15 protein-coding genes are annotated in these 13,736 nt (G+C 43.2%); 2 read left to right on the top strand and 13 right to left on the bottom strand.

Annotated features, from left to right (window positions below):
* The first annotated feature begins 24 nt into the window (after positions 1–24).
* Both nrdD and nrdG read left to right on the top strand, forming a co-directional pair.
* Entirely contained in the window at positions 25–2,220 is a 2,196-nt protein-coding gene (gene nrdD / locus IGJ17_RS06745; RefSeq protein WP_005236607.1) for an anaerobic ribonucleoside-triphosphate reductase, read from the top strand.
* 80 nt (positions 2,221–2,300) lie between these two features.
* Positions 2,301–2,897, top strand: coding sequence for an anaerobic ribonucleoside-triphosphate reductase activating protein (gene nrdG, locus IGJ17_RS06740; protein ID WP_429961167.1), 597 nt, complete (start codon positions 2,301–2,303; stop codon positions 2,895–2,897).
* A gap of 136 nt (positions 2,898–3,033) precedes the next feature.
* Here the strand turns inward: nrdG and IGJ17_RS06735 are convergent, their stop codons facing one another.
* From IGJ17_RS06735 to dnaX, 13 genes are all read right to left on the bottom strand, one after another.
* Positions 3,034–3,690, bottom strand: coding sequence for a DNA alkylation repair protein (locus tag IGJ17_RS06735; protein WP_420657389.1), 657 nt, complete (start codon positions 3,688–3,690; stop codon positions 3,034–3,036).
* A gap of 20 nt (positions 3,691–3,710) precedes the next feature.
* Positions 3,711–4,835, bottom strand: a complete 1,125-nt coding sequence (gene dinB, locus IGJ17_RS06730) for a DNA polymerase IV (RefSeq protein WP_244733482.1) — start codon at positions 4,833–4,835, stop codon at positions 3,711–3,713.
* A gap of 150 nt (positions 4,836–4,985) precedes the next feature.
* Positions 4,986–5,327 carry a P-II family nitrogen regulator gene (locus IGJ17_RS06725; RefSeq protein ID WP_005229830.1) on the bottom strand — a complete coding sequence of 114 codons (342 nt, stop codon included), beginning with the start codon at positions 5,325–5,327 and terminating at the stop codon, positions 4,986–4,988.
* Positions 5,328–5,343: 16 nt separating this feature from the next.
* The gene (locus IGJ17_RS06720; RefSeq protein WP_005236611.1) at positions 5,344–6,561 is read right to left on the bottom strand and encodes an ammonium transporter; all 1,218 of its coding nucleotides are present in this window, start codon (positions 6,559–6,561) and stop codon (positions 5,344–5,346) included.
* Positions 6,562–6,732: 171 nt separating this feature from the next.
* On the bottom strand, positions 6,733–7,593 hold the full coding sequence (gene rsmI / locus IGJ17_RS06715) for a 16S rRNA (cytidine(1402)-2'-O)-methyltransferase (protein ID WP_005236618.1): 861 nt from the start codon (positions 7,591–7,593) through the stop codon (positions 6,733–6,735).
* A gap of 74 nt (positions 7,594–7,667) precedes the next feature.
* Entirely contained in the window at positions 7,668–8,015 is a 348-nt protein-coding gene (locus IGJ17_RS06710; protein WP_077452675.1) for a DNA replication initiation control protein YabA, read from the bottom strand.
* 19 nt (positions 8,016–8,034) lie between these two features.
* Positions 8,035–8,835 (bottom strand): PSP1 domain-containing protein, encoded by an 801-nt coding sequence (locus tag IGJ17_RS06705; RefSeq protein ID WP_005236620.1) that lies wholly within the window; start codon positions 8,833–8,835, stop codon positions 8,035–8,037.
* A gap of 29 nt (positions 8,836–8,864) precedes the next feature.
* Positions 8,865–9,797, bottom strand: coding sequence for a DNA polymerase III subunit delta' (holB, locus tag IGJ17_RS06700; protein WP_005236622.1), 933 nt, complete (start codon positions 9,795–9,797; stop codon positions 8,865–8,867).
* 14 nt (positions 9,798–9,811) lie between these two features.
* Positions 9,812–10,141 carry a cyclic-di-AMP receptor gene (locus tag IGJ17_RS06695; RefSeq protein WP_005229817.1) on the bottom strand — a complete coding sequence of 110 codons (330 nt, stop codon included), beginning with the start codon at positions 10,139–10,141 and terminating at the stop codon, positions 9,812–9,814.
* Positions 10,142–10,173: 32 nt separating this feature from the next.
* Complete coding sequence (gene tmk, locus IGJ17_RS06690) at positions 10,174–10,821, bottom strand: dTMP kinase (RefSeq protein WP_005229815.1); 648 nt, start codon at positions 10,819–10,821, stop codon at positions 10,174–10,176.
* A gap of 20 nt (positions 10,822–10,841) precedes the next feature.
* Positions 10,842–11,438 carry a recombination mediator RecR gene (gene recR, locus IGJ17_RS06685; RefSeq protein WP_005229813.1) on the bottom strand — a complete coding sequence of 199 codons (597 nt, stop codon included), beginning with the start codon at positions 11,436–11,438 and terminating at the stop codon, positions 10,842–10,844.
* A 14-nt stretch (positions 11,439–11,452) separates the two neighbouring features.
* Positions 11,453–11,767: a YbaB/EbfC family nucleoid-associated protein gene (locus IGJ17_RS06680; RefSeq protein WP_005236633.1), complete on the bottom strand. Its 315-nt coding sequence runs from the start codon at positions 11,765–11,767 to the stop codon at positions 11,453–11,455.
* Between the two features lie 20 nt (positions 11,768–11,787).
* Positions 11,788–13,509, bottom strand: a complete 1,722-nt coding sequence (gene dnaX, locus IGJ17_RS06675; protein ID WP_086317206.1) for a DNA polymerase III subunit gamma/tau — start codon at positions 13,507–13,509, stop codon at positions 11,788–11,790.
* Positions 13,510–13,736: the final 227 nt, after the last annotated feature.

The following is a 13,736-nucleotide window of genomic DNA, read 5'->3' as shown; positions in this document are numbered from 1 at the left end:
TGTGGAAGATAAGGAGTGGTAGAAATGATGAACATTAAGAGAAATCCTGAGCAAGGGTTGGAAAGACAGTCCGCTTTGCGTCAGTTAAAAATCGTAAAACGTGATGGACGGCTTGTCGATTTTGATGATCAAAAAATTTATGATGCGTTAGTGAAAGCCCTGAGAAAAATCAACGGTGAGCTTTCTCCCATCGACCACGAAAAAATCACCGAGATCGTTGACAGTGTCGATCACGAGATCGCGGAACGTTTTCGTACAAATGTAAAAATCTATGAGATCCAAAATATCGTCGAGCATATCTTGTTAGCAAAGAACGAGTATGCCTTGGCTGAAGAATATATCAACTACCGGACCCATCGTGATTTCGAACGCAGCAAAGCAACAGACATCAACTTTACGATCAATAAATTGATGAATAAAGATCAATCGGTCGTCAATGAAAATGCCAATAAGGATAGTAACGTGTTCAACACACAACGTGATTTGACCGCTGGGATCGTAGGAAAATCGATTGGTTTGAAAATGCTGCCTCCTCACGTGGCAAATGCCCACCAAAAAGGCGACATTCATTACCATGACTTGGATTATCATCCATATACCCCAATGACTAACTGCTGCCTAATCGATTTTAAAGGCATGCTAAATAATGGGTTTAAAATTGGGAACGCCGAAGTGGAATCGCCAAAATCGATCCAAACGGCCACCGCTCAAATCTCACAAATCATTGCAAATGTAGCATCGAGTCAATATGGTGGCTGTTCTGCTGATCGAACAGATGAATTATTGGCTCCTTTTGCTGAGTTGAATTACCAAAAACATTTAAAAGATGCCGAAGAATGGATTGAGACACCCGAACGTCGGGAAGCTTACGCGAAGAGCAAAACCCGCAAAGATATCTACGATGCAATGCAAAGTCTAGAATACGAAATCAATACGTTATTCACCTCTAACGGACAAACGCCGTTTACTTCCCTTGGCTTTGGTTTAGGAACCAACTGGTTCGAACGGGAAATTCAACGAGCGATTCTCCAAATTCGCATCAACGGGTTAGGCAGTGAAAAGCGTACCGCTATTTTCCCAAAATTGATTTTTAGTATTCGCCGTGGGGTCAACTTGGCACCTACCGATCCGAACTATGATATTAAAGAACTGGCTTTAGAATGTGCCACTAAACGGATGTACCCGGATATTTTGAATTATGATAAATTGGTTGAATTGACTGGGAGCTTTAAAGTGCCGATGGGCTGTCGTTCTTTCTTGCAAGGCTGGAAAAACGAACGTGGTGAAGAAATCAATGTCGGTCGGATGAATCTAGGTGTCGTGACATTGAATATTCCACGGATCGCCTTAGAAGCAAATGGCGATCAAGAAAAATTCTGGTCACTGCTGGAGGACCGTCTGCAAATCGTTAAAGATGCCCTTGTCTATCGAGTGGAACGCTGTAAAGAAGCGAGTCCCGCCAATGCGCCGATCCTTTATATGTATGGGGCTTTCGGTGAACGTTTGGATCGCAAAGACAATGTCAACGAATTATTCAAAAACAAACGTGCCACTGTTTCGCTTGGTTACATTGGTTTATACGAAGCTGCTTCGGCTTTTTACGGTGGAACTTGGGAACAAGACCCAGAAGCAAAGGCCTTTACGATGGCGATCGTGAAAGAATTGAAAGCTCATGCCGATGCCTGGGGCGATGAATACGGCTATCATTTCAGTGTGTACTCGACCCCTAGTGAAAGCTTGACCGATCGTTTCTGTCGCTTAGATACCGAAAAATTCGGTGAAGTTGAAAATATTACCGACAAAGAATATTATACCAATAGCTTCCACTATGATGTGCGGAAAAATCCGACACCATTTGAGAAACTTGATTTTGAAAAGGACTATCCAAAATACTGTTCTGGTGGCTTTATTCATTACTGTGAATATCCAGTCTTGCAGCAAAATCCAAAAGCGTTAGAAGCGGTTTGGGATTACGCATATGATCGGGTCGCTTATCTTGGAACAAATACCCCTATCGATCACTGTTACGAGTGCGGATATGAAGGAGACTTTAATCCAACCGAACGAGGCTTTGAATGTCCACAATGTGGCAATCACGATCCAAAAAGTTGTGATGTTGTCAAAAGAACCTGCGGGTATCTTGGAAATCCTCAAGCTCGCCCGATGGTCAACGGTCGTCACAAAGAAATCTCTGCTCGGGTCAAACATTTGCAAGAATAATCATAAAAGGAGTGTTAGATTTCTTCTACACTCCTTTTATCGAACAACCCCTGTAATTCACAATAGAAAGAAGTTTTCTTATGAGAAATCCTAAGCCCCAAGAATGGAAAACAAACGAGTACAGTCAAAATTATATCGCTGATTACAAAGCCTTCAACTTTGTGGACGGTGAAGGCATCCGAAATAGTTTATATGTGAGCGGCTGCCTGTTTGCTTGTGAAGGCTGTTTCAACAAAGCCGTCCAAAACTTTCGCTACGGCACACCTTTTACCCAAGAGCTAGAGGATCGAATCATTGAGGATCTGCGACATGACTATGTTCAAGGACTGACCCTCCTAGGCGGCGAACCTTTCTTGAACACGACGGTCTGTCTGAAAGTTGTTGATCGCGTTCGCGCCGAATTTGGTCATAGCAAGGACATTTGGAGCTGGTCAGGCTACACTTACGAAGAACTGCTCTTGGAAACCCCTGACAAACTAGAACTTTTATCCAAAATTGATATTTTGGTGGACGGCCGTTTTGAACTCAGCAAGCGAAACCTAAACTTGCAGTTTCGTGGTAGCAGCAATCAACGAATCATTGATCTTGCTGCATCTCGAGAACAAGGAAAAGCGGTTATCTGGGCAAAGTGCAAAGATTCTGAAGCAAGTTACGAACAAATCAAAAAACAAATTTAACGACTCAAAACACCGTGCATCTTGAGATGACCCCAAAAGTTAGACCAAAAAATCGAACTTTTGGGGTCACCACATCTTCCTTCAAAGATGATGCACGGTGTTTTTTTTGTTATATAAAAATCAGTGACCAAGCTTTTTAAAGGTACTTACTTGCTTCACGAACCGTCAAAGGCGCCAGACTTTTTTGATGGCGTAGAAGAAAATCTTGGACCCACAGAGGATTCGTCTTGGCATAGTCTCGCAAGCTCCAGCCAATGGCTTTGTTGATAAAGAATTCAGAACTCCCCAAATTGTTGACAAGGATCTCTTCAAGTAATGGTCGATCCATCTGTTCTTTTTGCAACAATTGGTGAAGAATCGCCACTCGCCGTAGCCAAAGATTATCCTCAAGACTCCAACGAAGCATCTCAGCCTTTAACGCTGGCAGTCGGCGAACAAGCTTTCTGACGACCTCACTTAGTGCGTCCACGCTATCCCACCAAGATTTCGTTATGACTAACTGTTCAATTTTTCCTAGATCAACGGCTGATAAAAAGGGCTCCAGCGCCACTAAATAATCAATCGCAAGGTACTGGTGTTCCCGATAGCTGCTTTGCCAACATTGATCGATAAATTCCCAATCGATTCGTTTCATTTGTTTTGCTACTTTAAAGGCTGCTTTTTCCTGCTGACGCCGCAACGGTGTAGGGATGCCTAAAAACTCAAACTGATGCCGCATATAGGCGGCCATTTTTTCACTTCGTTCTTCATCAGCCAAAGCAATCATCGTTTCATATACTTGATAGATCGTCATATTGGTCCTCCTTTTTAGGTCTACTGATCGTCAGATGTTTGCCATAAAGGCAGTACGATATTTTCATAGGTCAGAGGATCGAGATTTGTGACGGTGACTCCCAAAAGACGAATGCCTTTTTCAAGACCTAAAATCTCTTCCCAAATGAGACTGGCTTCCGAAAATAACTGTTCTTTTTTATGAACGTAAATCGGCAAAGTCACTCGTTTAGTGATCGTAGAGTAATCACTGTAACGGACTTTCAACACGACTGTTTTGCCATGTTTCTGTGTGCGCTTTAGTGATCTCTCAACTTCTTCTGCGATGGCGCGTAATTGACTTAAGACTTGTTCTTCACTCGTTAATGGATTGCCGTATGTATGCTCCTTACCGACTGATTTTCGTTCTCTGGTCACACTGACTGGTGAATCATGGATTCCTCTAACTTTACGATACAAAGAATACCCCATTTTGCCAAATTCGCGGATCAACGCCATCTCACTCCAAGCGTATAGATCTGCTCCTGTAAAAATGCCTAACTCATGCATCCTGGGGACAGTTTTCTTCCCGATCCCATGAAATTTATCGATGGGTAGTTGTTGTAAAAAGGCCACTGCCTCATCCGGCATCACCACTGTTAACCCTCGTGGTTTATGATAATCCGAGGACAATTTTGCCAAAAACTTGTTGTAACTGACGCCTGCCGAACAAGTCAAATGGGTCTCATGCCAGATGTCTCGCTGAATCAGACGAGCGATCTTAATTGCTGAAGGACAGTTGATTTTGTTCACTGTGACGTCCAGATACGCTTCATCAATTGAAACTGGTTCGATGATGTCGGTGTATCGGTGAAAAATTTCTCTGACTTGCTGGGACACTTCACGATACTTTTGATGATTCCCCGGTTTAAAAATCGCTTGCGGACAAAGCTCGTAGGCTTTTTGTGCGCTCATTGCCGAATGGATGCCATATTGTCGCGCCAGATAATTCGCTGTCGTGACCACTCCTCGGCCGCCGGTATCACTTGGGTGACGGGCAATGACAAGGGGATGCTTGGCCAGCTCAGGATCATCCCGTTCTTCCACCGAAGCAAAAAAAGCATCCATATCAATATGAATAATTTTGCGGCTCGTATCATTTTTTAAGGGAAATTGCAGTTCCGACATCGTTGCTCACCTCGCTTCTTATTATAAACGAACAGAAGTTCCCTATCAAGCAAGGAATCAAGACAAAGACGCAAAAAGGACCAATTTTCATTGGCCCTTCCCTAAACGTTCGCTACTTTTGCTGCACGGTTCATGACCCAAGAAGTTCTGCTATAAGGCAGCTTCTCCTCGTTCATTGGTGCGAATCCGAATCGCTTCTTCCAAAGGGTAGACGAATATTTTGCCATCACCGACTTCATCTGTCCGACAGATCGATACAATCAGCTCAATCACGGCATCGACTTTTTCATCTGCCAAAACAAAGCGGACATTTACTTTCGGTAAAAGAGTCGTGATCACTTCTTGGCCACGAATAAACTCTTTTAACCCTTTTTGATTGCCACACCCGAGAACTTGACTGACCGTCATCCCACTGATCAGATCCGATTGATCCAAAGCGGCTTTTAGCTCCTCTAATTTTTCTTGGCGAATAATCGCTTCAACTTTTTTCATGACTGCTCCTCCACTCTTAAGAATCTAACCCCATAAAGGTAGGATAGGCCGTTTCATCATGTTCGATCCGATCCATCCCCACCGCTTCTTCTTGCTGAGATACGCGAATCGGCATCACCCATTTGATCAAGGTAATTATGACAAAGGATAGGATACCAGCGAACAAAATCGTAAATACGATACTTTCGGCTTGTGCGATAAAAAGATCAACACCGCCATAAAGCAATCCTGAATGTCCACCAACAGCGGGATCGGCAAAGATCCCGGTCATCAAACCACCGAAGATTCCGCCTACCCCGTGACAACCAAAGGCATCCAATGCATCATCTAACCCTAATCGATGTTTGATGACGGAAATAAAGAAGTAACAAAACGGACTGACTAAAGCGCCAATGATAAAGGAAGACCAAAGGGAGACAAACCCCGCCCCTGGTGTGATGGCAACTAAGCCCACAACTGCACCTGTACAAGCACCGACGATTGTCGGTTTTCCCACGACGATTTTTTCGATCAGCATCCAAGAAAGCATCGCACTGGCTGCTGCTGTATTCGTGGTCATTAGGGCGTGGATCGCTAGACCATCAGCTGCTAACGCAGAGCCAGCATTAAAGCCAAACCAGCCAAACCATAAAAGACCGGCACCTAGTACAACAAAGGGAATATTATGAGGACGATATTCGGTTTGATGAAATTCTCGTCGCTTACCGACAACGATCGCTAAGACTAGCCCACTGATTCCCGAACTGATGTGAACGACATTGCCTCCTGCAAAGTCGATCGAGCCGATCGCATCTAAGAAGCCACCGCCCCACACCATATGCGCCATTGGAAAATACACGAAAACCAGCCAGAAGCCAATAAATAGAAAAATAGCAGAGAACCGCATTCTTCCAACGACTGATCCAGTGATAATCGCCGTCGTGATCAAAGCAAACATCATTTGAAAGGCAGCAAACAACCCTTCTGGAATTCCCTCTCCTTCTGACATCGAAACATGATTGAAAAAGACTTTGTCTAAATTGCCAATAAATGATCCTGTCCCGCTAAAGGATAATGTATACCCTAGAGCGACCCAGAGGACGGACGCCAAGCCCATCGTACAAATCACCATCATCATGGTATTGAGGATGTTTTTGCGTCGTTCCAATCCTCCATAAAAAAATGCCAATGCTGGAGTCATTAGAAAAACCATACCGCTACAAATTAAAATAAATGCAATATTCCCTGTATCCATTTTACACGCTCCCTTTCTATATGTTAGCTATCCTAACACCATATTTTCGAATAATCTAGATTTTTCTGAGAAAAACATGAATTTTCTGAAAATAGCTGACTTTATATGTTAGGTAATATCACATAAGTGAGCGTGTGGTACAAAAAAATACCGAGAGAAGTCTCGGTATGATTACTCTTCTATTTGGTGATACGCTTGATAGACAAGCTGTTTCTTTACTTGATTACGTTTAGCCACTTCTTTGATTGCTTCTTTTGAGGACATTTCGGCCTCTTCCATCAAGGCAGCTACTTGTTCTGCGTAACTTCCTTCATAAACAATTTCATGTATTTCAGAAGAGCCTTCCACCAACAGACAGCATTCTCCTTTGATTGGCTGCTGCTCTAAATAGTCGATCAATTCAGAAAAGGTCCCTCGCAAGTATTCTTCATGGATTTTTGTCAATTCTCGGCAAATGACTGCCTGACGTTCACCAAATACCTCTAGCATTGTTTCAATCGTCGCGGCGATTCGATAGGGTGACTCATAAAAAATCATCGTTGCTTTCTGGGTCGCTAATTCACTCAAGGCTTGTTTTTGTTCTTTTTTCTTACGAGGTAAAAAGCCATAAAAAAGATTTGGTTGCGGCGATAAGCCTGAAGCAATCAACGCTGTCAAACCTGCCGTAGGTCCCGGAAGCGCAATCACCGCGATTCCTTCAGCTAGACAGGCCTTGACTAATTCATGCCCCGGATCACTGATGGAGGGCATACCAGCATCGCTGCATTGGGCAATGGTCTTGCCCATCTGCAGCTGTTCTACCAAATGCGGAACTCGCTCTTTATAATTGTGTTCATGTAAGCTTTTTTGCGGTGTCGAGATCTCAAAATGATTCAACAATTTCTGGGTATTGCGAGTATCTTCACTTGCAATCAGGTCCGCTTCTTTTAAAATTTTGACACAACGGACCGTCATATCTTCCAAGTTCCCGATCGGTGTCGGAACAAGATACAGTTTTCCAGTGTCTTGTTTATAACTTTGTTGCTTTTGCATGTACTGCTCCTTTCGAAAAAAAGACCAGTGGAAACTGATCTTTTTTCTAACGAACCTATTAGACTGTCAGTCAGTTATTTGCCGCTTTCACGATAGATCACTTCTAGACAAAATGCACAAGGTTCATCATGTTCTCTGCGAGAACCGTATAAGTCATAACAAACATGAAATCCTTCTTCGTAAATCTTTTCTAAATTCATTCGTGATTTAGAAAGTTCTTGTTTGACCGATTCAGCGGGTGCATCTGCCACTTGGTTCAACTCACGAATGTGTTCACGTAAGCGTTGATTTTCCAATTCTAATGTCGTATTTTTTTCGACGATTTCTTGCAAAGACTGCTTCATTTCCGCTAGATTATTTAAGGAATTTTGCAACTCCGATTCTAACTGATTCAATCCGTCATATATTGATCGTTTGTCCATGCTCATTATGGTCACCTACTTATTTTGTCACTAGTTCTTCATAATCATATTCGATTGGTGTTTGCCGATCATGCAAACGGACTTTGATCACTCGGCTCAACAGATCCAGCCCAACCACACGTCCTTTGCCATCTGGCGTTTCAACTTCCTTGCCGCGATCCGGCAATTCTTTTTTCGCCCGCTCATATTCTTCACTTTCATACTTAAGACAGCACATCAAACGACCGCATAATCCTGAGATTTTCGCAGGATTCAAGGAAAGTCCTTGATCTTTAGCCATCTTGATGGATACAGGGATAAAATCCCCTAAAAACGTCGCACAGCATAGTTTGCGACCACAGGGCCCAACTCCGCCTAGTGCCTTCGCTTCATCCCTGACACCGATTTGGCGCAGTTCAATCCGGGTATGAAATTCACTTGCCAAGTCTTTGACTAATTCGCGAAAGTCAACACGGCTTTCTGCAGTAAACGAAAAAATCAGTTTTGTCCGCTCAAAGGTATAGGCTACTCGAATCAGTTTCATTGGCAACTGATGTGCGCGGATTTTTTCTTTTCCAATTTTTAACGCTTCATCTGCCGCCTTTTGATTGGCTGCTGCCTGTTCCAAATCTTTCTTCGTCGCCCGACGTAAGATAGGTTTGACTACCTGAGGCAAATCGCTCTCATTCATTTCTCTGCTTTTGGTGACGACTGTGGCAAGACATTTAGCATCTTGTGATTCCACGATGACTTGGTCATTTATAGTATAGGTCTGTTTTTTCGGTGTGTAAAAATAAATCTGGCCTACGTCATGATAACGCACTCCGACAACTTCGATCATCTCTGGTCTCCTTTTCCGGCTGCTGCGTTTTATCCATAGATGATTTTCACGGAAAATTGTTCTGCCACACCTTGGAAAGACACATTGGCTTGCAACTTTTTTTGTGCTTGCAATGCGGCTTCAATGGCACGATTGATCTCTTTTCCCCATAAACCTTGCCCCAACAATCGATCCCGCTCCTCTTGAAAGTAAAATAACAAGAGCAAAAAGATTTCTGATTGCTGATTTTTTTCTTTTGCTAGACCCAATAATTTTTTCTGAACAAAAATAAATGCTTGCGGGTCTTTCTTCAAAAGGTAATTCACCCAACGCTTAACAGCATCCTTAGTTTCATTAAACCATTCATCTTGCGAGATTTCAACTGCTTTATGATAACTATTGGTCAAGTGGCTTAGAAGTCGGCTTGTCTCTTTAGAAAGTCCCTCTTCTTGTAACTTTTCTTGCAGTTTTTCTTTTGACAAAGGAGAGAAATGAATGATCTGACAGCGAGACTGGATGGTTGGCAAAATACGACCAAGGCTCTCCGTTTCTAAGATCGCCAGAAAGTTTCCCACTGGTTCTTCTAAAAACTTTAGTAAACTGTTGGCAGCGCTGTTGTTCATTTTGTCAGCTTGAGACAAAATAAAGATTTTCAAACGGCTTTCAAAGCCGCTTTTTGAGAACTCCTCTTGCAGCTGTCGAATCTGGTCGACTTTGATCATCTGCCCATCAGGTTCAATTTGGATAACGTCAGGATGCTCTCCTTGGGCGATCCGTAGACAATTGCTGCATGCACCACATGGCGCTTCTTCTTGTACATTGGCACAAAAAAGGCGTTTTGCGAGCCATAGACTTAGTTCATGCTTGCCAGTCCCCTTGTCCCCTTCAAAAAGATAAGCATGAGCAATGCGCCCATGCTTGATACTTTTTTTTAGTTGGGCAAAAACAAGAGGCTGGTATTCTTGTAGAAATAACTCCTCCATGAAATGCTCCTTTTTTAATATTGATGGAATCCGTCAACTGGCAGCACGAATACGGTGGCGCCACCGACTTCGACTTCGACCGGATAAGGAACTTGACCATCTAAGGATATATCTAGTGACATCGGTGTCGAGACATATTGCTTTCTTGATTGACAGGTTTTTTTAATCAATTCTAACGCATCTTGCACACGGTCATCTTCAATACCAATGATAAACGTACTATTACCAGCCTTTAAAAAACCACCCGTTGATGACAATTTTGTAGCACGGATATTGGCATCAATAAACTCATTTGCCAAACGATTACTGTCTTTGTCTTGTACGATTGCCATAATTAATTTCATGGGACCATCTCCTTTGTGTTATCCAACCTACCCTAGATTGATTTGAAGTAAGCAGGATACGATTCAACGATTGCTGAATAGCTGGATTCAACAACTTCTTGTAACCCCATTCTAGCATCAATCTTATGAATGCGTACAGGATTTTCTTCCGCTAGCTTTAGATACGCATGACGAACCCGTTGATGAAACTCCAATCCTTCCGAATCTAGTCGGTCATATTGATGTGCACGATTTTCTTGGATGCGACGCAAGCCAGTATCAGAGTCAACATCTAGATACAAGGTAAAATCAGGGGTCGTTCCTTCCGTCGCAAACTCGTTGATCCGTGCGATCTCAGGAATCCCGATGCGACGTCCAGCTCCTTGATAGGCAAGCGAACTGTCAACAAAGCGGTCACAGATCACGATGTGTCCGGCGTTCAATGCCGGCAGGACAACCTCAATCAAGTGTTGGCGGCGTGCCGCTGCATAAAGTAAGGCTTCGGTCCGCTCATCCATTTCTTCATTTCGCGGATCTAAAATAATTTTACGAATTTTTTCAGCGATTTTAACTCCGCCAGGTTCTCTTGTTTTAACGATTTTTCTTGTTGCTTCAAGCTGTAACCGAGGATACAATTCTTCGATCACACTGGTTTTTCCAGCACCATCCGGTCCTTCGATGGTTATAAACAATCCATTCACCCTAATTGCCTCCAATATCTTTATAATTCTCGGCGACCTTCTACTGCTTTTAGCAAGGTCACTTCATCCGCGTATTCAATATCGCTGCCCACAGATAAGCCATGAGCCAAACGCGTGACTTTAATACCGGCAGGCTTGATCAAACGCGACATATACATCGCCGTCGCTTCGCCTTCCGTGGTCGCATTGGTCGCAATGATCACTTCTTTGACCTGATCATCATGCAGCCGCTGTATCAGGGATGCAATGTTGATATCTTCTGGACCTGTCCCTTCCATCGGGGATAACACGCCATGCAGCACATGATAAAGTCCATGATACTCGCGGACTTTTTCTAATGCCATGACATCTTTAGGCTCTTCAACTACTAAAATCGTTTCTTTGTCTCTTGTGGGATCACTGCAGATTTCACAAGGATCTTCTTCCGTTATATTTCCGCAAATACTGCAAAAGTGCAAATCTCGTTTAACACTAAGCAACGATTTAGCAAACTCATTGACGACTTCTTCTTTCATATCAATCGTATAAAATGCCAAACGTGTTGCGGTTTTTTGTCCAATTCCCGGCAGTTTCATGTAACTGTCGATCAATCGGGCGATCGGTTCAGGATATTGCACCGTCATTTCTCCTTTTATAGACCCGGAATGTTTCTTGTATATTTGCCCATTGTTTGTTCCGATTCTTTTTCAATTTTCTTTAATCCGTCATTGATGGCTAAAATGATCATATCTTGCAGCATTTCCACATCGTCAGCATCAACGATTGCTTCATTGATAGCAATGTCTTGTAACGTCTTATCGCCAGTAAAGGTCGCTTTGACATAGCCATTTGTCGATTCGCCGATAAATTCTTTGCTGTTTAGTGCTTCTTGTTCTTTCATCATTTCTTTTTGCATTTTTTGCATTTGTTTCATCATGCCTTGCATATTTCCCATGCCTCGCATCATTATTCATCACTCCATATTCATTAATTTTCTTCAATGCTGGTTAATTCACCAAATAACTCTTGCGCTTTTGTTACTAAGTCGTCATTTTCTGGTTCGACAGGAGCGGCTTCGGTCTCTTCTTGCTCTACTTCAATTTCTGACTCTTCCGTTGCTTGACCGCCAGCCAAAAACTCTTGTCGTAGCGTCGGCCAACTTTCTTTTGTAATAAAGACAGCCTGTGGGGCGTAGTCTTTGATCATACGGGACAATTGATTATGGATCATCAATTGAAACTCTTGGTCGTTACTTGCTCGCTGACATAAGATCTCATAGTCAAAAGCGATCACGACGCCCGATTCGCTGGCAGCTTTTGCTTCACTGGAGTGCAGCATAGCTCTTTGCGTCACGGAAAGAGACATCAAAAGATCGTCCCAAACATTACGAACATTTGCCAAGTCTTTCTTCGTTGCACTTTTCAGTACTTGGAACACGCGTTCCTTTGGTAAACGGAACGTAGTGGTCGCCTTGGTTTTCTTCACTGGCGCGGTGGTTTCAGCAACGGCACCTGTCGGTCGATTCTCTTGCAGTCGTTGCACCTCTGCCTGAAGTTTTTGCAGTGCTTGACGTAACTGCGCCACTTCTTGACTATTGTCAGCTGAATTGCTGGCAACAGCAGCACTTTCTGGATCATTGGCTAATTTGACCACAGCCACTTCCAAATAGATCGTAGGATTGTTCGTAAATCGTACTTCATTTTGCGTATCGTTTAAGACCGTGATCCAGTGATAGATTTTTGATGGCGGGGTAATTTTTGCCAGTGTTTGAAACGCTTCAGTCAACTGCAGAGACTTTTCAGATAGCAGCTGCGGCGCTTGTTGATACATCAGCAAGTCTCGACAATAAACCAACAAGTTTTCCAATAAACGGCGGGCTTCTTTACCAGAGGCTAATAACTCCCGCAAGGTCGCTAACGCATCGGCAACTTCTTTTTCCCCACAAGCCTGCATCAGACGGTCCATCATTTCATAGGACAAGCTGCCCGTCACTTCTAAAGCATCTTGGGTCGTTACGGTTCCATCACTAAAAGCGATCGCCTGGTCGGTGATACTCAAGGCATCCCGCATACCGCCTTCTGCGGCTCGCGCAATGATCTGTAAAGCTTCTGCTTCGTAATTGATCTCGCTAGTAGTAAGGACCGTTTCCAAATGACCCACGATGTCTTGCGTATTGATCCGTTTGAAATCAAATCGTTGGGTTCGGGAAATAATCGTTGCTGGAATCTTATGGGGCTCTGTTGTTGCCAAAATAAAGACAACATTTTTCCGTGGTTCTTCCAATGTTTTTAGTAATGCATTAAATGCGCCTGTTGACAGCATGTGCACTTCATCAATGATATAAACTTTGTATTCTGCTTGGGTCGGTGCATAGTTCGCACGATCACGAATAAAGCGAATTTCTTCTACACCGTTGTTACTTGCCGCATCGATTTCGATCACGTCTTCTTGCGTTCCAGCTGTGATTGAGCGACACATGTCACACTCATTGCAAGGCTCGCCATTGACTTGGTTCGGACAATTGATGGCTTTGGCAAAAATTTTCGCTGCACTTGTTTTCCCGGTTCCTCGAGGGCCCGTAAACAAGTAAGCATGCGAGATTTGATTTTGATCGATTGCATTTTTTAAGGTTTGGGTAATTGCTTTTTGTCCGACAACATCATCAAAACGCTGAGAACGCCAAACACGATATAATGCTTGATAGGCCATAGTTTTCCACACTCATTTCAAAATTCGCTACCTTCTATTATACGTAATATCAGCTAAAAAAACCACCGTTTGCGTGGTGGAATCTCAAAAGAAATGGAAATTTAATTCGAAGAGCCATTCCGCGCGCTTTCACTCACTATATCCTTTTATTCCTCCCTATTTTCAAGAAAAAAGACCATTCCTCTTCTCCAACTTTAGACTGATAACGTAAATCTCACCTCCTATGG

This window comes from Enterococcus sp. DIV1096b (assembly GCF_050498765.1).
Classification (GTDB): Bacteria; Bacillota; Bacilli; order Lactobacillales; family Enterococcaceae; genus Enterococcus_D; species Enterococcus_D entomosocium.
Note: the sequence above shows the minus strand (reverse complement) of the source record. Positions and strands in the feature narration are given on the sequence as shown.